The sequence below is a fragment of the Streptomyces sp. NPDC079141 genome (assembly GCF_040686775.1).
Lineage (GTDB): Bacteria > Actinomycetota > Actinomycetes > Streptomycetales > Streptomycetaceae > Streptomyces.
The window spans coordinates 29,250-48,989 of sequence record NZ_JBFBLP010000015.1; the positions used below are offsets into that span (position 1 = coordinate 29,250).

15 protein-coding genes are annotated in these 19,740 nt (G+C 72.0%); 3 read left to right on the plus strand and 12 right to left on the minus strand.

Translation table 11 applies throughout. The features are described from left to right. Nucleotides 1-42 precede the first annotated feature (42 nt). Nucleotides 43-873: an ABC transporter ATP-binding protein gene (locus tag AB0Q90_RS31625; RefSeq protein ID WP_363165677.1), complete on the minus strand. Its 831-nt coding sequence runs from the start codon at nucleotides 871-873 to the stop codon at nucleotides 43-45. Beyond that, nucleotides 866-1,786, minus strand: coding sequence for an ABC transporter permease (locus AB0Q90_RS31630; RefSeq protein WP_363165678.1), 921 nt, complete (start codon nucleotides 1,784-1,786; stop codon nucleotides 866-868). Before AB0Q90_RS31630 ends, AB0Q90_RS31625 begins: the two co-directional genes overlap by 8 nt. A 173-nt stretch (nucleotides 1,787-1,959) precedes the next feature. Between AB0Q90_RS31630 and AB0Q90_RS31635 the strand changes: the two genes are divergently transcribed. Then, entirely contained in the window at nucleotides 1,960-2,586 is a 627-nt protein-coding gene (locus AB0Q90_RS31635; RefSeq protein WP_363165679.1) for a TetR/AcrR family transcriptional regulator, read from the plus strand. A gap of 18 nt (nucleotides 2,587-2,604) precedes the next feature. Here the strand turns inward: AB0Q90_RS31635 and galE are convergent, their stop codons facing one another. Beyond that, on the minus strand, nucleotides 2,605-3,585 hold the full coding sequence (galE, locus tag AB0Q90_RS31640; protein WP_363165680.1) for a UDP-glucose 4-epimerase GalE: 981 nt from the start codon (nucleotides 3,583-3,585) through the stop codon (nucleotides 2,605-2,607). 102 nt (nucleotides 3,586-3,687) lie between these two features. Here galE and AB0Q90_RS31645 point away from each other — a divergent pair, with 102 nt between their 5' ends. Further along, nucleotides 3,688-5,202 carry a glycosyltransferase family 39 protein gene (locus tag AB0Q90_RS31645; protein ID WP_363165681.1) on the plus strand — a complete coding sequence of 505 codons (1,515 nt, stop codon included), beginning with the start codon at nucleotides 3,688-3,690 and terminating at the stop codon, nucleotides 5,200-5,202. On the opposite strand, the gene AB0Q90_RS31650 is transcribed toward AB0Q90_RS31645, so the two are convergent. Further along, nucleotides 5,147-5,647 carry a MarR family transcriptional regulator gene (locus tag AB0Q90_RS31650; protein ID WP_363165682.1) on the minus strand — a complete coding sequence of 167 codons (501 nt, stop codon included), beginning with the start codon at nucleotides 5,645-5,647 and terminating at the stop codon, nucleotides 5,147-5,149. The two genes, AB0Q90_RS31645 and AB0Q90_RS31650, sit on opposite strands and share 56 nt — an antisense overlap. Nucleotides 5,648-5,756: 109 nt before the next feature. Between AB0Q90_RS31650 and AB0Q90_RS31655 the strand changes: the two genes are divergently transcribed. Next, the gene (locus tag AB0Q90_RS31655; RefSeq protein WP_363165683.1) at nucleotides 5,757-6,170 is read left to right on the plus strand and encodes an organic hydroperoxide resistance protein; all 414 of its coding nucleotides are present in this window, start codon (nucleotides 5,757-5,759) and stop codon (nucleotides 6,168-6,170) included. Here the strand turns inward: AB0Q90_RS31655 and AB0Q90_RS31660 are convergent. The 8 genes from AB0Q90_RS31660 to AB0Q90_RS31695 all read right to left on the minus strand — a co-directional run bounded on the left by AB0Q90_RS31660 (nucleotide 6,157) and on the right by AB0Q90_RS31695 (nucleotide 19,691). Next, on the minus strand, nucleotides 6,157-7,785 hold the full coding sequence (locus AB0Q90_RS31660) for a hypothetical protein (RefSeq protein ID WP_363165684.1): 1,629 nt from the start codon (nucleotides 7,783-7,785) through the stop codon (nucleotides 6,157-6,159). The two genes, AB0Q90_RS31655 and AB0Q90_RS31660, sit on opposite strands and share 14 nt — an antisense overlap. A 41-nt stretch (nucleotides 7,786-7,826) precedes the next feature. Further along, nucleotides 7,827-9,095: a hypothetical protein gene (locus AB0Q90_RS31665; RefSeq protein ID WP_363165685.1), complete on the minus strand. Its 1,269-nt coding sequence runs from the start codon at nucleotides 9,093-9,095 to the stop codon at nucleotides 7,827-7,829. Continuing rightward, nucleotides 9,092-11,296 carry a CDP-glycerol glycerophosphotransferase family protein gene (locus tag AB0Q90_RS31670; RefSeq protein WP_363165686.1) on the minus strand — a complete coding sequence of 735 codons (2,205 nt, stop codon included), beginning with the start codon at nucleotides 11,294-11,296 and terminating at the stop codon, nucleotides 9,092-9,094. Before AB0Q90_RS31670 ends, AB0Q90_RS31665 begins: the two co-directional genes overlap by 4 nt. A 1-nt stretch (nucleotide 11,297) precedes the next feature. Next, entirely contained in the window at nucleotides 11,298-13,481 is a 2,184-nt protein-coding gene (locus AB0Q90_RS31675) for a bifunctional glycosyltransferase family 2 protein/CDP-glycerol:glycerophosphate glycerophosphotransferase (RefSeq protein WP_363165687.1), read from the minus strand. Between the two features lie 147 nt (nucleotides 13,482-13,628). Beyond that, on the minus strand, nucleotides 13,629-15,896 hold the full coding sequence (locus AB0Q90_RS31680) for a bifunctional glycosyltransferase family 2 protein/CDP-glycerol:glycerophosphate glycerophosphotransferase (protein WP_363165688.1): 2,268 nt from the start codon (nucleotides 15,894-15,896) through the stop codon (nucleotides 13,629-13,631). A 154-nt stretch (nucleotides 15,897-16,050) separates the two neighbouring features. After that, the gene (locus AB0Q90_RS31685; protein WP_363165918.1) at nucleotides 16,051-16,932 is read right to left on the minus strand and encodes a carbohydrate ABC transporter permease; all 882 of its coding nucleotides are present in this window, start codon (nucleotides 16,930-16,932) and stop codon (nucleotides 16,051-16,053) included. Further along, entirely contained in the window at nucleotides 16,929-18,275 is a 1,347-nt protein-coding gene (locus AB0Q90_RS31690) for a sugar ABC transporter permease (RefSeq protein WP_363165917.1), read from the minus strand. Before AB0Q90_RS31690 ends, AB0Q90_RS31685 begins: the two co-directional genes overlap by 4 nt. A 3-nt stretch (nucleotides 18,276-18,278) precedes the next feature. Next, on the minus strand, nucleotides 18,279-19,691 hold the full coding sequence (locus tag AB0Q90_RS31695; protein ID WP_363165916.1) for an ABC transporter substrate-binding protein: 1,413 nt from the start codon (nucleotides 19,689-19,691) through the stop codon (nucleotides 18,279-18,281). Nucleotides 19,692-19,740 lie beyond the last annotated feature (49 nt).

Consider the following 19,740-nt stretch of genomic DNA (forward strand, 5'->3'; position numbering starts at 1 on the left):
CCGAGCCTTTCCCGGCTCGGGGCGCCCTGGTCTGCGTAGGGGCTAGGCGGCCACCTTGGGCTTGGGCTTCGGCTTGGCCTTGGGCTTCTTGTCGCCGGTGAAGGCCTCGTACTCCTTCAGGACGTCCTCGGTGGGGCCGTCCATGCGCAGTTCGCCGCGTTCCAGCCACAGCACGCGGTCGCAGGTGTCGCGGATCGACTTGTTGTTGTGGCTGACCAGGAAGACCGTGCCGGCGTGCTGGCGCAGTTCGCGGATGCGGGCCTCGGAGCGCTTCTGGAAGGAGCGGTCGCCGGTGGCGAGGGCCTCGTCGATGAGGAGGACGTCGTGGTCCTTGGCGGCGGCGATGGAGAAGCGGAGGCGGGCGCCCATGCCGGAGGAGTAGGTGCGCATGGGCAGGGTGATGAAGTCGCCCTTCTCGTTGATGCCGGAGAAGTCGACGATCTCCTGGTAGCGCTCCTTGATCTGCTCGCGGAACATGCCCATGGCGAGGCCGCCGAGATAGACGTTGCGCTCGCCGGTCAGGTCGCCCATCAGGGCGGCGTTGACGCCGAGGAGGGAGGGCTGGCCGTCGGTGTAGATGGCGCCGTTCTCCACGGGCAGCAGGCCGGCGACCGCCTTGAGCAGGGTGGACTTGCCGGAGCCGTTGGTGCCGATGAGCCCGATGGCCTCGCCGCGGTACGCGACGAAGGACACGTTCTTCACCGCGTGGACCTTGCGCACGCCGGCCGCCTTCTCGGTCTGCTTGCGGCGCAGGATGCGGTTGAGGGCGGCGGTGGCGGAGCCGCGTCCGGCGCCGGTGCCGTTGACCCGGTAGACGATGTCGACGCGGTCGGCGACGACGGTGGGGGTCTGCTCGTTGGTGTTCTCAGCCACGGCCGTACGTCTCCTCAGCCTTCCAGAAGTAGATGAAGCCGCCGACTCCGGCGAGCAGGGCCCAGCCGGTCGCGAGGGCCCACACATGCGGGGGCAGCTGGCTCGCGTGGAAACTGTCGATCAGCGCGAAGCGCATCAGGTCGATGTAGACGGCGGCCGGGTTCGCCTGGAGGACGGGGCCGACCCAGCCCGGCAGGTCGTTGTGCTTGCTGAGCAGGTGGTCGATGCTCCACATCACGCCGGACACATACATCCAGGTGCGCAGGACGAAGGGCATGAGCTGGGCGATGTCCGGGGTCTTGGCCCCGATCCGCGCCATGATCATCGAGACGCCGGCGTTGAAGGTGAACTGGAGCACCAGGACCGGGACCGCCAGCACCCAGGAGGCGGCGACGGGGACGCCGAAGGCGAGCAGGATGACCACCAGGGCGGCCATCGAGAACAGCAGCTGCTGGAGCTGCTGGAGGCAGAAGGAGACCGGGAGCGCGGCCCGCGGGAAGTGCAGGGCGCGGACGAGGCCGAGGTTGCCGGAGATCGCGCGGGTGCCGGCGAGGATCGAGCTCTGGGAGAAGGTCCAGATGAACACGCCCGTGACCAGGAACGGGACGTAGTCCGGCACGCCCTTCTTGGTGCCCAGCAGCACACCGAAGATCAGGAAGTAGACGGCCGCGTTCAGCAGCGGGTTCATCACCTGCCAGACCTGGCCGAGCTTTGCCTGGCTGTACTGGGCGGTGAGTTTGGCGGTGGAGAACGCGGTGATGAAGTGGCGCCGGTCCCACAGCTGTCGGACGTACTCGGGCAGGGTCGGGCGGGCGCCGCTGACCGCGAGGCCGTGGCGGGCGGCGAGAGCCGCGAGGTCGACGTCGGGTGGGGCCGTCGTCGTCGGGGGCGGTGTGTCGAGGACCTGGCTCACATCCGCTGCTTTCGCTCGGGGGGTGGGATGCGCGGTCCCGTCGCCGGGAGTTTCCTCACCGGACTCCTTACGTTTTCTTACGTCGGGACGGGACCGTATCGTCGCAACGCGAGCGTAGGCCGATCGGACGTCGGAACGCAACCGTTTCGTCGTCACGCCCTATGCTGGTCCGCATGACGACGAACGCCGACGGACCCCAGCAGCGTCCGCGCCGCCGGGCACCCGCGGGGGCGGCCGTGCTGCGGGCGGACGTGACGGAAGCCATCCGCGCGGCCGTCTTCGAGGAGCTCGCGGCCGTCGGCTACGCGCGGATGTCCATCGAGGGGATCGCGCGCCGCGCGGGCGTCGGCAAGACGGCGGTGTACCGGCGCTGGCGCTCCAAGCTGCACCTGGTCCTGGACGTCGTCTCGGCGCTGGCCGTACAGGGCCTTCCCGCACCGGACACGGGATCCCTGGAAACCGACCTTCGACTGCTCTACGAGGTGACCTCCCGCGCCCTGCGCCACCCCGTCGCCTCGCAGATCATCCCCGACCTCCAGGCCGAGGCGGCCCGCAACCCCGAGATCGCCGAGGCCCTGCAGAAGGCGCTGAGGGAAGGCCAGGACGGGGTCGCGAGCGGCATCGTGGCGGCGGCGAAACGACGCGGCGAGATGCGTCCGGACGCCGACGAGGACCTGGCCCTCGACCTGATCTCGGGCCCCCTGTACTGGCGCTCGGTGGTGATCCGCACCCCGAAACTGCCCAAGGGCTACCTGGGGTCGCTGGCCCGGGGGACGGAGGCGGCGCTCAAGGCGCTCTAGCCGGCCGGCCGGAGGCGTTCAGGCGCGTGCCGCCTCCGGGTGCAGGCGTACCCAGCCCTCCCAGGCCGAGGTGATCATGTCCTGGACGTCGTGCTTGGCCTTCCAGCCGAGTTCGGTGGCGATGCGGTCGGCGGAGGCGACCACCCGGGCCGGGTCGCCGGGGCGGCGGGGCGTGGTCGTGGGCGGACGGTCGTAGCCGGTGAGGGCGTTGATCAGGTCGATCATTCCGCGGACCGATACGCCCTCGCCGCGGCCGATGTTGAGGGTGAGGTCGCGGCCCGGGGCCGAGCGCAGGGCGTGGGCCGCGGCGACGTGGGCCTCGGCCAGGTCGACGACGTGGATGTAGTCGCGGATGCAGGTGCCGTCCGGGGTCGGGTAGTCGTCGCCGAAGATGCGCGGGGGCTCGTTCTCGGTGAGCTTCTCGAAGACCATGGGGATGAGGTTGAAGACGCCGGTGTCGGCGAGTTCCGGGGTGGCCGCGCCCGCCACGTTGAAGTAGCGGAGCGACGCCGTGGACAGGCCGGTCGCGCGGCCCGTCGCCCGCACCAGCCACTCGCCCGCCAGCTTCGTCTCGCCGTACGGCGACATCGGCAGGCAGGGCGTCTCCTCCGTCACCAGCTCCACGTCCGGCATGCCGTAGACCGCCGCCGAGGACGAGAACACGAACGAGGGAACGCCGGCCGCCGTCACCTCCTCCAGCAGGACGCGCAGGCCCTCGACGTTCTCCCGGTAGTAGTGCAGGGGCCGGTCGACCGACTCGCCGACCTGCTTCTTGGCCGCGAGATGCACGACGCCGGTGATCTCGTGGTCCGCGAGGGCGCGCGCGATGTGCTCGCCGTCCAGCGTGGAGCCCACGACCAGCGGGACCCCGTCGGGCACGCGCTCGGCGATGCCGGCGGACAGATCGTCGTAGACCACGGTCCGCTCGCCCGCCTCGGTCATCGCGCGGACGACGTGCGCCCCGATGTAGCCGGCGCCGCCGGTGATCAGCCAGGTCATGTGCGGCCGTCCCCTCGTCAGTTGGCCCGTGCGTGGAGCATATCCACTCGGATTGGCCGTCAATGAACGGTAAGTGTCGGCCGGTCGCACAGGATCTGGGCTGTGGTGAGGAGACGCGGCTGGGTGGCGGTGGGCGTGCCCGCGGGCTCGATGTCCGTGGTCGGGCTGTGGGGGATCGACCGCGGGGGCATATGGCGCGACGAGGCGGTCACCTTCCAGGTCGCGCGCCGGTCCGTCCCGCAGATCTGGCGGTTGCTGCACGGCGTGGACGCGGTGCACGGCCTGTACTACCTCCTCATGCACGCCGTCGTCGCCGTCCGCCCCGGCGAGGTGGCCCTGCGGCTCCCGTCGGTCTGCGGGGCGGCCGCGACGGCGGCTCTCGTGGCGGCGCTCGGTGTACGGCTGGGCCGCCCGCGGGTCGGGCTGTGGGCCGGACTGATGTACGCGATGACGCCGCTGGCCGGTCACTACGCCCAGGAGGGACGGTCGTACGCGCTGGTCGCGGCGGGCGTGGCGGGCGCGACGCTGCTGTTGGTGCGCGGGGTGTGGGGGCCGGAGGGCGGCTGGACGTGGTGGGGGTACGGCGGTGTCGTCGCCGTGACCTGTCTGCTGCACGAACTGGCGGTGCTGGTGCTGTGCGCGCATGCGGTGACGTTGGCCGCGGCGCGGGCGGGGCGGAGGGTGTGGACGGCCTGGGCAGGGTCGGCGGCGGGGGTCTGCGCCCTGCTGGTGCCGCTGGTCGTGGTGTCGCGGGAACAGGCGGGGCAGGTCGGGTGGCTGCCGGAGCCGGGGTGGGGGAGCGCGGTGCGGCTGCTGCGGAGCTTTGTGGTGGCGCCGGCGGGGGCGGTGTTCGAGGTGGGGGTGGTGCTGATGCTGGTGGGCGTGGTGGCGGTGGGGGGCCGGGCCGTGGCGGTGGCGCTGCCGCTGATGGTGGTGCCACCGGGGTTGCTGATGCTGGTGTCGCAGGTGCGGCCGATGTACGACGACCGGTACGTGCTGTACGCCATGGCGGGGGCGCCGCTGCTGGTGGCCGTGGGGGCGGATCGGGTGGCGGGGGCCGTGGCCGGCCTGCGGATCGGTGGCCGGGTGCAGGGCGCCGCCGGTGCCCTCGCCCTTCTCCTCGTCTTCCTGCACCACCTCCCCCTCCATCGCGAGGACCGCACCCCCGACCGCCGTCCCGACAATCTCGCGGCCGTCTCCTCCCTGGCCGGCCGGCAGATCGGGCCCGGGGAGCCGGTGCTGTTCGTGCCCTCCATCGGGCGACGGGCGGCGGTGGCGTACCCGGCGGGGTTCCGGGCGGCGTGGGACATCGCGCTGCGGGAGTCCGGGGCATGGTCGGGGACGCTGTACGGGCGGGAGGTCGGGGCCGGGGAGATGCGGCGCAGGCTGGCCGGGGTGGCACGGGTGTGGGTCGTCGCCGAGCCGTACGCGCTGGGCTCACGCTGGTCTCCGCGCAACCCCGGCGAGCGGGCCAAGCTCGCCGTCGTGGGGGAGCAGTTCGTGCCGCGTGCCGAGCACGCCCGGGGCGGTGTGACCCTGCGTCTCTACGAGCGCCGTCCCGCTACTGCGCGCACCCCGGCGTCTCCGACAGCGCCGCCTCGTCCAGGGTCCGGGTGAGCTCGTCCAGGCGGGTCCGCAGCGCACGGATCTCCTCGACGTCGAACCCGGTGGCCGCCGCGATCCGGCGCGGCACCTGAAGCGCCTGCTCGCGCAGGGCCGTGCCCTGCTCGGTCAGCCGCACCTCCACGGACCGCTCGTCGCGCGCGCTGCGCTCCCGGCGGACGAGACCGGCCGCCTCCAGCCGCTTCAGCAGCGGCGAGAGCGTGCCGGAGTCGAGCCGCAGCCGCTCGCCCAGCTTCTTGACCGGCAGATCCCCGTCCTCCCACAGGACCAGCATCGCGAGGTACTGGGGGTAGGTGAGGCCGAGGTCCTTGAGGACCACGCGGTAGACGCCGTTGAAGGCGCGCGAGGCGGCGTGCAGGGAGAAGCAGATCTGGCTGTCCAGGCGGAGCCAGTTCTCCTGGGACGCGGTGGCGGCGGGGGTCTCGGCGGTGCGGGTCATGCTTCCAGGGTAGCCCCTGCGTCCAATTTAGTTGTGCACAACTTAGTTGTGTGCTCTACTTGTCTCCGTAAGCGCCGCACCGACTTCTCGAACAGGGATGGGTCTTTCCATGGACGCGATCTACACCGCAGTCGCCACCGCCACTCACGGCCGCGAGGGCCGCGCTGTCAGCTCCGACGGCAAGCTCGACCTCCAGCTGGCCCCGCCGGTGGAGCTCGGTGGCAACGGCCAGGGCACCAACCCCGAGCAGCTCTTCGCCGCCGGTTACGCCGCCTGCTTCGCCAGCGCCCTCGGCCTGGTCGGCCGCCAGGCCAAGGTGGACGTGAGCGACGCCGCCGTCACCGGTGAGGTCGGCATAGGCAAGCAGGGCGCGGGCTTCGGCCTGGCGGTGACCCTCCGCATCGAGCTGCCGGAGAGCGTCGACGAGGCCACCGGCCGCAAGCTGGTCGAGCAGGCCCACCAGGTCTGCCCCTACTCCAACGCCACCCGCGGCAACATCGAGGTCGACCTCATCGTCGAGTAACCCCCGAGGGCACCCGCGCCAGCACCTCCCCCGTCCGTGGGCTCCACGCCACGACCACCGCCTCCTCGGGCACCGTGCGCCAGCGCGTCAGCAGCAGCCAGCGCACGTGATAGCGGCGGACGACGGCGGAGCGCTCGGCGCGGGTCGAGCCGGGCGACAGATAGGCGCGGACGTCGGCCAGCCGCCGACGCCGCTCGCCCTCGTCCAGTGCCGCGTCCGGCCAGGCGGGCGCGGCGAGGTTCGGGCCGTGGCCCGCGATCGCGTGGACGGCGTGGTAGCCGTCGGCGATCACCACCTCGCCGGGCCCGATGTGCTGCGCGGCCCAGGCGTACGTCGGCCAGCGCGGCGGCTGTTCGAAGCCGACGGGGTCCAGGGTGCGCGGGACCACGGCTCCGGCCTGGACCGTGAGGAAGCCGACGCAGGCCCCGACCGCCGCAACCGTGCCCAGCGCCTTGCGCCACGACGGCCACGGGCGCGGTGCCGCGAGCTCCACGGCCAGCGCGAACTGGAGGGGGACGAGGGTGAGTCCGAGGATCCTGCCGTAGGTGTAGTGGCCGCTGAACCAGCCGTAGGCCAGGGCCAGGCAGTCGAGGGCGAACAGCAGGACCAGGGGGTCGCGCCAGGAGGTTCGGTACGCCCGGAGCCAGAGGGCCGGGAGGCCGAGCAGCGCCAGCCAGAACTGGTCGTCGAGGTTCAGGTAGAGGCGGTGGTGCATGGCGTCCACGCGGGCGTCTCCGACGAGGGTGAAGATGTCGAAGTAGGGCCAGGTCGCGGAGATCAGTAGCGCGGTTGCTGCCAGCAGGGTCCAGCGGGTCAGCATGTATCTGCGGGGCAGTGGGGGCTGGTCGCGCCCACGCGGCGGTAGCCGCATATCCAACACAGCCCCGCGCCCCTTCGGGGGCGCGATGAGTGCCGCCGCTCCCAAAGCCGCCCCCAACGCCGTGATCGGGTGGATCAGCAGGATCAGGCCGTACAGCACGCCCAGCCCCATGTACCCGCCGAGCCCAGGCAGTCCGCTCGGTCCCACGAACCGCACCGCCCCCGCATTCCTTGCCCGCGCCCCCGTCAGCCCCCACGCCCAGAACGTCAGGCCGATCGCGAACGCCGACGGGTAGCCGAGATTGCCCGTCATCGACATCAGGCCCAGATAGCCGCTCCACCAGGCCCGCTCGGTGCCCCACAGCAGGGTCATCGCGGCCAGGGCGAGCACCGGGGCCCACGGCCGGGGTGTCAGCATCCGGGTGAAGCGGCCGATGCCGGTCAGCAGGACGAGCAGGTTCAGGGGGCCGGCGAGCTTCACCACCGCCCAGCCGCCCAGCCCGGTCAGGCGGGCGAACGCGCCCTGGGCGACCGCGTACGGCGAGTAGTAGGGGCTGCCCCGGCCCGGCAGGTCGGCCATGGGGTGGCGGGGGTCGAGCAGGTTCGCCTTCAGGCGTTCGACGACCGCGGCGTGCTGGCCGGCGTCGCAGCACAGCGGCAGCCGCCAGTAGGCCAGTGACATCAGCAGCCAGAACAGGAAGCCGAACACCTGGTACGGGGTGGGGCGCCAGGACCGGCCGCCGCGCAGTGCCGTGGCGCCCTGCGCGGCCCGTTGGGCGACGAGCGTCTGGGACATTTGCCGTATGTTCCCGTCGGGGTCAACGGCTTGACCTCGTCTCACCTCATCGAGTGAGCCCGATCGGTGTGCCCCTGCACCGGCAGCGACACCCGCCCGCGCAGCAGATGCTCCAGCAGCAGCGGCACCCCCACCACCGGCAGCAGCCATGCCAGCACGATCAGCCGGCCGCCCCAGATGGCGATGTCCGGGTGGCCGGCCTGCGTGAGGATCCCGGTGAACGCGGCCGCGACCAGGAAGAGCCCGAACACCGGGCGCCGCAGCGCCCCCCACACCCCGGCGGCCAGCGCCGTCACGAACAGCGGCTCCAGCGCCTGGCGGCGCAGCCACTCCAGCCAGAAGTTCAGCTGGAGGTGCAGGAACTCCGGCCAGGGGCGGGTCCGGTCGGGGCGGGTGAAGTGGTCGGCGAGCAGGTCCTGGACGCTCTCGGACGCCGACGGGTACCCGAGCAGCTTCGACAGCAGCACCGTCCCGAGCGCGGCGGACAGGCCGATGCCCACGATCGCCACGATGCCCCGCCCCGGCGCCCGGCCCCGCCGCCACCGCGCCACGGCGACCACGGCTCCCGCGCCCGCCAGGCACACGCCGAGGAACAGCGCCTGCGAGTGCTTCACGGTGAACAGCGCGGCCAGGCAGCCGCCGATCAGCGCGAGCCCGGCCCGCCGCCCCCGCAGCACCAGCGCACAGCCCCACAGCGCGGCCAGCGTCAGCGCCAGCAGCAGGCCCTCGGCCATCGGCCGCATGGCGGTCGTGCCGCACGGCAGGACGTAGTACAGCGCCTGCCCGGTCAGCGCGAGCGGCACCGGGACGGACAGCGTGCGCAGGATCAGGAAGGCCAGCACCCCGCCCGCCACCGTGATCGCGACGCCCGCCGCCCACAGGCCCCAGGTCGCGCCGAACACCGTGACGAACGGGATGAGGAGGACCGGATATCCGGGCCGGACCGAGAAGATCCGCATGAACCGTTCCGAGGCGAACGGCACGGTGTGCCCGACCGTCCGCCCGCCGCTCAGCCGCGCCTCGACCTCCGGCCACTCCTGGGCCCGGCACTCCGCCATGACCCGCGCGGTGGGGTCCGGCCGGTGGAAGCGGAGCACGTGCACGTCCTGGTTGCGGTGCACGGTCGACGCCCGGGACGCGCAGTAGTGCTCGATCGTCGCGGCCGCCGCCTCCGTCTTCGTGTCACCGCGCAGGGTGAGCGCGGACGACAGGTAGTTCCTGGTGTCGGGGGTGTCCCGGCCGGTGACGTTGGCCAGTTGCAGGACCGCGAAGACGGCGGCCAGGACCAGCACCCAGGTGCGCGGCCTCACGACGACGTGAGGACGTCGGGACCCTGCGCGGGGGCGGGCACCGAGGCCACCGGCCCCGGCATCCGCTCGCCCAGCATCAGCGTCCGTACGACCCGCTCCGCGGCCCGCCCGTCGTCGAACTCGCAGAACCGGTCCCGGAACCCCGCCCGCAGCCGTGCCGCGTCACCGTCCCGCCAGGTGCCGGAGGCCAGCAGCCAGGCCAGCTCCCGGTAGGAGCGCGACACATGGCCGGGCGGATCGGCGGTGATGTCGAAGTAGGTGCCCCGGCTCGCCCGGTACGCGCCCCAGTCGTCGGCGTGGACCACGATCGGCCGGTCGAGGTTGGCGTAGTCGAACATCAGGGCCGAGTAGTCGGTGACCAGCAGGTCGGAGGCGAGCATCACGTCCTCGACGTGCGGCTCGTCCGTCGCGTCGACCAGGACGCCCCGGCGGTGCAGCTCGGCCAGGCCGAGGCCGCGCGCCGGACCGGCGGCCAGGGACGGGTGCAGACGGACGACGAGGGTGTGGCCCGCGCCGAGGTCCTCGGCGAACCGGGCCAGGTCCACGCGGTCGACATGGCCGCCCCGGCGGTAGTCGCGGCGGGTCGGCGCGTAGAGGACGACGGTGTGGTCGGCCGGGATGCCCAGCCGGGCGCGGACCGCGAGGCCGTGTTCGGGACCGGCGTTGACCAGGACGTCGTTGCGGGGACTGCCGGTGCGCAGCGAGGTGAAGTGGCACGGGTAGGCGCGTTCCCACACCAGCTCGGAGTGCCGGTTGGCGACCAGGCTGTAGTCCCAGCGGTCGGCGCGGCGCAGCATCCGTGGCACGTCGAGGCCGTGCCGGGCGCCGGGCCGGTCCAGCAGGTCGGCGGCCATGTACTTGAGCGGGGTGCCCTGGTGGGTGTGGAGATGGACGGTGCCGGAGCGCTTGGCCAGGGCGCCGGGCCAGTTGACGTTGTTGACGAAGTACGTGGCCCGCGCGGCGACCCGGCGGTACTCCGGCGAGTTGAGCAGCACATGCTCGGTGTCCGGCGGCAGCAGCGCGGCCGTCTCCTCGTCGCGGACCACCCACACCCCGCGGATGTGCGGGGCGAGTTCACGGGCCTTGCGGTGGATCGCCGCCGGGTCGCCGAGCACGCCCCGGTGCGAGAACGCCGAGTAGAGGGCGAGGTGCGGGTCCGGTGCGCGGCGGGCGCTCAGCGCCGAGCGCCTGCGGGCGACCGTACGGCCCGCCGAGCGCCGGACCTTCCGCACCCGCCGCTCGACCTCCCGCCCGGCACGCGCCGCGGCCCGCCTTGCCCGGTAGGCGGCGTAACCGCCCTCCAGCGCCTGGATCCCAGTGGCGCCCTCGGGCTTGTACCTGCGGTACATCTCGGCCGTACGGTCGAAGAACTCGCCCTTGTCGGACGGCGGCAGCCGGTCCGGCTTGGCGAGGATGTCCAGGCAGTGCTCGCCCATCTTGGCGTGCAGATACGGCCGCCAACTCGCCAGCGCCGGGCGGGAGTCGAGAAACGCGAAGACACGCTCGTACTGGTCGTGGATGTCGAAGTGCTTGCGGCTGGTGGTGGACAGGATGTTGCCCTGGCGGCGCTGGCGGTAGTTCACGCAGATCCGGTCCAGCGCGGCGATCCGCTCGGCGCCGAGCAGCACCGGGAACGTCCACGGCGTGTCCTCGTAGTAGCCGGGCGGGAAGACGAAGCCCTCCCGCTCGACGAAGTCACGCCGGTACACCTTGTTCCACACCACCATCAACAGGTCGAGGATCTCGGGGTGTTCGGCGACGGTGAAGGTGTCCTCGCCGACCTCGGACAGCACCCGGGCGAGGATGTTGCGGCGCGTGCCGCCCCACCAGTAGGTGCGCACATAGTCGAAGACCAGCACGTCCGGGTCGGAGGTCTCGTCGAGCCGGTCGGCCATCGCGCGCAGCGCGCCCGGGGTGAGGGTGTCGTCGCTGTCGAGGAAGAACAGGAAGTCGCCGGTGGCGTGCGGGAGTCCGGCGTTGCGGGCGCGGCCGAGGCCGACGTTCTCCGGCAGGTGCAGTACGCGCATCCGCTCGTCGCGGGCCGCGTAATCGTCGAGGATCGCGCTGCAGCGGTCCGGCGAGCAGTCGTCGACGGCGATCACCTCGATGTCCCGGTAGGACTGCTCCAGGACCGAGTCGAGGCACTCGCGCAGAAAGCCCTGCACCTTGAAGACGGGCACGATGATGCTGAAGCGGGGCACGTCAGCTCCTTACGAGGGTCGTCGCGGCGGGGGCGGGGGTGCGCTCGGCGAGCGGCACGACCGGCGGCAGCGCTTCCGGCGGCTCGCCCAGGAACACCCGGCGTACGACCCGCTCGGCGGCCCGGCCGTCGTCGAACGGGCAGAACCGCTCCCGGAACCGGGCCCGCAGCGCGGCCGACTCGGCGGACGCGTACGAGCCGTCGCGGAAGACGGCGGCCAGCTCCTCCGGGGTGCGCGTCACCGGGCCCGGCGGTGCCTCCATGAGGTCGAAGCAGACGCCCCGCGTCTCCCGGTAGACATCCCAGTCGTCGGCGTGCACGACGATCGGCCGGTCCAGGTTGGCGTAGTCGAACATGATCGACGAGTAGTCGGTGACCAGCGCGTCGGCGGCCAGGCAGACGTCCTCGGAGGAGCGGTGCGAGGTGACGTCGACGACCCGGCCGGAGGCCCGGGACCCGCCGCGGTCGTAGAAGTAGTGGGCGCGCAGCAGCACGACCACGTTCTTGCCGGCCGCCTCGCAGAAGGCCTCCAGGTCCAGGCCGGTGTCGAAGCCGGAGCGGTGGTCGCGGTGGGTGGGCGCGTACAGGACCGCCGTGCTGCCCTCCGGGACACCGAGCTGCCTGCGGATGCGGGCCACGTCCTGCGCGGTCGCCGTGCAGTACACGTCGTTGCGCGGATAGCCGTACTCCAGCTGCTCGTACGAGCCGGGGAACGCGCGCTCCCACATCTCGGTGGAGTGGGGGTTGGACGAGAGGTTGTGGTCCCAGCGGTCCACCCGGCGCAGCAGCTTGGTGAAGCTGCCGGTCGCCGCGGCCACCACGGGGTACGTCGACTGGTCGACGCCCATCTTCTTCAGCGGTGTGCCGTGCTGCGTCTGGACGTGGACGCTGCCGGGCCGCTTGACGACGCCGTCGGCGAAGTTGGCGTTGTTGACGAGGTACTTGGCGCGGGCCAGCAGCTCCCAGGAGCGGCGGCTGCCGATGACGGCGTGGTCGACGCCCTCCGGCATCGTGTGCGCCTGGCCGGCCTCCACCAGGAACACCGAGCGGATGTGCGGGGCCAGTTCGCGCGCCTTGGCGTGGATCGCGGCCGGGTTGCAGGCGTAGCCGCGGCCCCAATAGGCGCAGTACACCGCCAGGTTGGGGTCCAGGGGGCGGCGCAGATGGAGGCGGTAGAGGAGCCGGGTGCGCAGCCCGCGCGGGCGGGGCAGGCGTGCGGCCGCCCCGGCCGCCGCCCGGTTGGCCGCGCGCAGTGCCCGGAACGCCGTGTACGAGCCGGCCGCCAGCAGCCGGTGCTGTACGCCGAGGCTGCCGCCCGGGGTTTGGAAGCCGGCGGGGCGGTGGCGCCGGTAGAGGCGGCTCGCCCGGCGGAAGAAGGCGCGGCGCCGCCGGGCGGGCAGCCGCCTGGGGTGGGCGGCCGTCTTCAGCACGGCGGCGAAGAGCTGCTCGAACAGCTCGACGGATCCGGCGGATTGCGTGAGCACCAGTTCCGCCTGGTCGAGGAGTTCGAAGTGGTGCTCGCCGGGCCGGGCCGGCCGGCTGCCCTGCCGGCGCACCAGGTGCCGTACGACGACCGCGCGCAGCACGGCGACCCGGGCGGCCTTGAGCGCCACCAGTCCGCCGAAGCCGACATCGGTGAAGTGGCCGTCGGGGAAGGTGAGTTGCCGCTCGACGAGAAAGGCGCGGCGGTAGGCCGCGCTCCAGGCCGGAAGCTGTACGCCGGTCAGGTGCGGGGCCCGGTCGGGGGAGAAGGCACCCTGCGGCGCCCGCGCCAGCAGGGCAGCGGCCGGGTTGCTCGGCGCGCCCTCCCACCAGGGGGTCCGCTCGTGCTCGAAGTGCAGTACGTCGACGTCGCCGGTCTCCGCCAGCCGGGCGTCCAGCGCCGCCAGCGCGCCCGGTACGAGCCGGTCGTCGCCGTCGAGGAACAGCACGTACGTGCCGGTCGCCGCCCGCATCCCGGTGTTGCGCGCCCCCGCCGGGCCGTCCGACGGGGGTGAGTGCACCGGGGACACCCGGGAGTCCCGCTCGGCGTACCCGGCGACGACGTCCGCGGCAGGGGCGTCCGGTGCGTCGCAGACCGGGATCAGCTCGAAGTCGCCGAAGGACTGGGCGAGGACCGAGTCCAGCGCCAGGGACAGCCGCCCCGCGACCCCATGGGACGGGACGATGATGCTGAAGCGGGGCATTCTGCTCTTTCTGTCGGTGTTCCCACGGGGTCCTCAGCCGGCCTGCCGGCCGCCCGGCCGCCCCGCCGGCCGCCAGGTGGACGGCCTGCTCGGAGTGGGCCGCGACGGGCTGGAAGGCATAGGAACTCCCCGGGGCGAGAACGGTGTTCAGAGACTGTCGGTGACCGTCAGCGGCCCGGTGGGCTGCTGCACACTGGCCAGCGGCGAACGCGCCAGGGACGCCGCCGCCGACGGCACCGGATGCCGCTCCTCCAACGGCACGACCGGCGGCACCCGCCGCTCGCCGAGCACGACATGCCGTACGACGCGCTCGGCGGCGCGGCCGTCGTCGTACGGGCAAAAACGCGTCCGGAACGCGGTGCGCAGCTGGGCCGAGCGCGAGCCGCGCCAGTGGCCTGTGGCGAAGATGTCGATGAGCTCGTCCTCGCTGCGCGCCACCGCGCCCGGCGGGCAGTCACGCAGGTCGAAGTAGGTGCCGCGGGACGCCTCGTAGGCCTCGCGGTCCTCGGCGTGGACGACGATCGGGCGGTCCAGGTTGGCGTAGTCGAACATGATCGACGAGTAGTCGGTGACCAGGGCGTCCGAGGCGAGACAGAGGGCCTCCACGCTCGGGTGGTCCGTGACGTCGATGACCCGGGCCGAGGCCGTACCGGCGGCGAGCGGGCCGCCGTGCCGGGCGTGGGCGCGGGCCAGGACGACGAAGCGCGGGCCGAGACGGCCGACGACACGGTCCAGGTCGAGCGCGGAGCGCTGGGTGCGGCGGTGGTCGCGGTGGGTGGGCGCGTACAGGATCGCCACCGTGCCCTCGGGGATGCCGAGCGTCTCGCGCAGCCGGGCCACGTCCGCCGAGGTCGCCTGCTGGAACACGTCGTTGCGCGGATAGCCGTAGGGGAGCGTGGTGTAGTCGCCCGGGTAGACGCGCTCCCAGGTCAGTGTGGTGTGTCGGTTGGCGGACAGGACGTAGTCCCAGGTGTCGACGCCCCTGAGGAGCGCGTCGAAGTCCATGTCCCGGGCGGCCGCCGGGCGTTCGCGCAGGTCCAGGCCCATGTGCTTGAGGGGGGTGCCGTGCTGGGTCTGGACGAGGACCTGGCCGGGGCGCTTGACCAGACGGCGGTCGAAGTTGACGTTGTTGACGAGGTACTTGGAGCGGGCGAGTGCCGTCCAGTAGGCGGCCGTGCCGGGGCTCAGCCTGCGGGTCGCGGCCGGGATCGTGTGGTGGTGCTCCGGGCGCGCGATCCACGCCGTGCGGATGTGCGGGGCGTGCGCGCGGAACGCCTGCTCCAGCGCGCCCGGGTTGCAGCCGTGGCCGCGGCCCCAGTACGCGGCGAACACGGCCCGGTCCGCGCGCAGGGGGAGGCGGAGCTGGACCCGGTAGTGCAGTTGCAGGGCGGCGGAGTGCAGGGCGTCCAGCAGAGCGTTCGTGAGCCCGAGGGCACCGCGGTGCAGGGCGGAGGCCAACTGCAGGGCCCGGTAGGTGCGGTGCAGGCCGAGGCGGACCAGGGTGTGGCGGAGGCGGGCGCGCAGGGGGACGGGGGCGCCCGGGGTGCGGTAGCGGCGGTAGTGGGCGGCGGCGGTGCGCAGGAACTCGGCGCGGGTGCCGCGCGGCAGCCGCTCCGGGCGGGCGAACACCGTCGCCAGGTGGTCGACCATGCGGCGGAACAACACCGGCCGCCACTGGGCGAGTTCGGGGCGCGCCTCGACGAACGCGAAGACCCGGTCGTACTGCTCGAAGACATCGAAGTGGCGGCGGCTGGGCGTGCGCAGGATGCTGCCCCGGCGGCGCTGGCGGTAGTGCACGCACACCCGGTCCAGCGTCGCGATCGAGCCCGCCGTCATCAGGACCGGGTAGGTCCAGGGTGTGTCCTCGTAGTAGCCGGTGGGGAAGGTGAAGCCCGCCTCCTCGACGAACTCCCGCCGGTACGCCTTGTTCCAGGCGACCATCAGCAGCCGCAGCAGACCGGGGCGGTCCTCCAGGCGGAACGGCGCCGGGCCCTGCTCGGTGAGCTGGACGGCGGCCTGGTTGCGGATCGTCTCCCCCGTGCAGTACGTGCGCGCGTAGTCGTGGACGAGGACGTCCGGCTCGCCGGTCTCCTTCAGCCGGTCGGCGATCGCGGCCAGGGCGCCAGGGGTCAGGGTGTCGTCGCCGTCGAGGAACAGCAGGTAGTCGCCGGCCGCCCGCGCCATCCCGGCGTTGCGGGCCGGACCGAGGCCCTGGTTCTGAGGCAGATGCACCGCCTTGACCCGCGGATCGCGGGCCGCGAACTCGTCGCCGATCGCGCCACAGGCATCCGGCGAGCAGTCGTCGACCACGATCAGTTCCAGATCCGGATACGACTGCGAGAGCACCGATTCCAGGCACTCGTGCAGGTACGCCTGAACCTGGTACGCGGGGACAATGACACTGAACCTGGGCAAGGGACATCCATCGGTCGGCGCGGGCGTTCGGCCCGGGAACGTCCGATGGAGTGACTTGGTTACGCTCCGTACGGCATATGGGGGATGCCCAGATGAACGGCAGGGGGCGGGCCGGTGTCCACCGGCCCGCCCCGCAATGCGCTTGTCCTACCAGCTACTTCACCGCGCCGGCCATGACTCCGGACACGAACTGCCGCTGGAACGCGAAGAACACGGCCAGCGGGATCACCATCGAGATGAAGGCGCCGGGCGCCAGGATCTCGATATTGCTGCCGAACTGCCGTACCTGCTGCTGCAGGGCGACCGTCAGCGGCTGCGAGTCGGCGTTGGAGAACACCAGCGCCACCAGCATGTCGTTCCACACCCACAGGAACTGGAAGATCCCCAGCGAGGCGATCGCCGGCGCGCCCAGCGGCAGCACCACCGTCGCGAACAGCCGTGCCTCGCCCGCGCCGTCGAGCCGTGCCGCCTCCAGCAGCTCACGCGGGATCTCCGCGAAGAAGTTGCGCAGCAGGAAGATCGCGAACGGCAGCCCGAACGCCACGTGGAACAGCACCACACCGGTGATGGAGCCGAAGATCCCCAGCTCGCCGAAGAGTTCGGACAGCGGGATCAGCGCCACCTGCACCGGCACCACCAGCAGCGCGATCACCACCATGAACCACCAGTCGCGGCCCTTGAAGTCCATCCACGCGAAGGCGTATCCGGCCATCGCGCCGATGATCACCACGAGCAGGGTCGCCGGGACGGTGATCCACACGGTGTTGAACAGCGCGCTGGTGATGTCGTCGTTCTCCAGCAGCGTGCGGTAGCTCTCGGTGGTGAGCTGGGCGGGCGCGGAGAACACCTTCCACCAGCCCTCGGCGGCGATGTCTGTCGGCTCACGGAACGAGGACACCAGCAGCCCGAAGGTCGGCACCAGCCAGAACAGCGCGACCAGCAGCAGGAAGACGCGCAGTGCCCCGCCCGCCGCCCCGCTCGCCATCCGGGACGCCCAGGACCGCTTGCCGCGCACGGAGGTGTCGAGTGCGCTCACCGCTCACGCTCCTTCCTGAGCCGGCGGATGTTGACGATCATCACCGGCACCACGAGCAGCAGGAGGATGATGCCGATCGCGCTGCCCAGCCCGTAGTTGCCCCCGCCGCCGAAGGAGGACAGGAACAGTTGCAGGGCCAGCACGTTGGCCTCGTCCTGGGTGGGTTGCGGCGCGATGATGTAGACCAGGTCGAAGACCTTCATCACATTGATCATCAGCGTGATCAGGACGACGATCAGGACCGGCGCCAGCATCGGCACCGTGACTCTGCGGAACACCTGCCACTCGTTGGCGCCGTCCACCCGCGCGGCCTCCAGCAGATTGCGGTCCACCCCGGCCAGACCGGCCGCGATGAGCACCATCGCGAAGCCCGCCCACATCCAGACGTACGCCCCGATGATCGACGGGGTCACCAGGGTCGGGCCGAGCCAGTCGATGCCGTTGTAGGGGGCCGAGAAGTTCGAGCCCGGCAACCGCAGTTGGGCCCCGTCGGCGGAATCGGGCAGCGTGAACGTGCCGTCCGCGCCACTGGTCGCCGAGGCCACCACCTTGCCGTCCTTGACCGCCTCGACCTTGATGCCCTCCAGCGCCTTCTCGCCCGCGTCGACCGCGCCCTTCTCGCCGCCCCCGCCCAGCTTGAAGTCCAGCCAGACGGTGCCGGTGACACCGTTGCCGGTGGCCGCCTTCGCGTCCTCGGGGGAGCCCGGCAGCCGGTTCGGCGCGATGCCGACCAGGGGCAGCAGCGCCGGGGTGCCCGCCCGCACCGTGCCCGTCGAGGTGAACGAGCCGCCGCCGGACGCCTTCAGATCACTGACCTGGGCGTTCGGCCGGGCCTTGGGATAGACCGAGGAGTCGGCGAACGTGTCGTGCACGGACGTGACGATCGCGTTCGCCACCCCCTGGTCCGGGTCCGCCTGGTAGACCAGCCGGAAGATGATGCCGGCCGCGAGCATCGAGATCGCCATCGGCATGAAGACGATCAGCTTGAACGCCGTGCCCCAGCGCACCCGTTCGGTGAGCACGGCGAAGATCAGGCCCAGCGCGGTGACCACCGCCGGCGCCACCGCGACCCAGATCGCCGTGTTGCGCACCGCCGTCAGCGTCGAGTCGTCGGTGAAGACGTCGACGTAGTTGTCCAGACCGACGAAGCCGTCACCGCCGGCGTCGTACAGGCTGCGCCAGACCGAGTACCCGATCGGGTAGACCACGAGCGCGCCGAGCAGCACCAGCGCGGGCAGCAGGAACAGCACCGCCACCCACACCCGGGTGCCCGTCACGCTCTTGCGCGACTTGACGGGGGGTGCCGGCAGCGCGCCGGCACCCTCCTTTCCCAGGGCCGACATCCGTCAGCCGGTGCCGTACGCCTTCGCGGCGTCCGCCTCCAGCTTGCGCTGGGCGCCCGCCACGTCGCTCGGGTTCTTCAGGAAGTCCTGGAGGTCCTTCCACTCACCGACACCCTGCGTGCCGCCGAAGGCCGCCGGGGCCTGGTCGGACATGTCGAACCGGAAGTCGTCGCCCGCCTCGATCAGCGCCTTGGCGATGTCCCGGGTGACGTCGTCCTTGTAGGACTCCTGGTCCATCTCCTTGTTCGGGGAGATGATGCCGCCCTGCGCCGCCCAGATCTCGGCCGCGTCGGTCGAGGCCAGGAACGTCATCAGGGCCTGCGCGCCCTCGCCGTCCTTCAGTACGACGGCCACGTCGCCGGCGCTCACCACCGGCGGCTCGTCGCCGACCGCCGGGAACGGGAACACCTTGGCGTCCGTGCCGATCGTCGCGTCGGTGTCGGCGTTGATGTTCGCGGCGACGAAGTCGCCCTCGTAGACCATTGCGGCCGGGGTGTCACCGGAGAACGTCTGGGTGACCGACTTCGGGAACTCCGTCTGCAGCGCGCCCGAACGGCCGCCCGCGATCAGGTCGTCCTTGCCCCACAGCTCGGCCAGCGTGGTCAGGGCCTCCTTGACGGAGGGGTCCGTCCACTTGATCTCGTGCTGGGCCAGCTGGTCGTACTTCTCCGGGCCCGCCTGCGAGAGGTAGATGTTCTCGAACCAGTCGGTCAGGGTCCAGCCGTCCGCACCGCCGATGGAGACCGCCGGGGAACCGGCGTCCGACAGCGTCTGTGCGGTGGTGATGAAGTCGTCCCAGGTCGTCGGCGTCTCGGTGATGCCGGCGGCCTCGAAGGCGGCGCTGTTGTACCAGACGAGGGACTTGTTGGCGGCCTTGCCGTACACGCCGTACTGCTTGCCCTCGTACGCGCCGAGCTCCTTCCAGCCCGCGGAGAAGTTCTTGTCGAGCTGGGCCTGGGCCTCGGTGCCGAGCGGCTTGAGCCAGCCCTTGTCGGCGAATTGGTGCAGCACACCGACCTGCGGCAGGAACGCCACGTCCGGCGGCTGGCCGCCCTGGATCTTGGTACCGAGGAACGTGGAGGTGTTGTTGCCGGTCGGCACGAAGCTCACCTTGGCTCCGGTGCGCTTCTCGAACTCGTCCAGAACCTTGGTGAAGTTCTCCTGCTCGGGGCCCGTCCAGACGGCCGCGACCTCCAGCGACTGTCCGTCGAGCTTGGGGAGTTGGACGGAGGTCCCGGCGCCGGTCTCGGTGCCGCCGCCACCTCCGCCGCCGTTGTCGTCGTCGTCACCGCCGCAGCCGGTGAGCGCCACTGCCAGTGCGCCGGCCACGATGGCGGCCGCGGTCTTCGCGGCCCTGCGGGGGGTTGGGTGCGTGGGTGACCTGTGGATACGGATGGTGCTGCTCGTGCTGCGCATCACTGCCCCGTTCTTCGTGCCTCGTTGCCTCGTCGAACGTTGGAGTGCA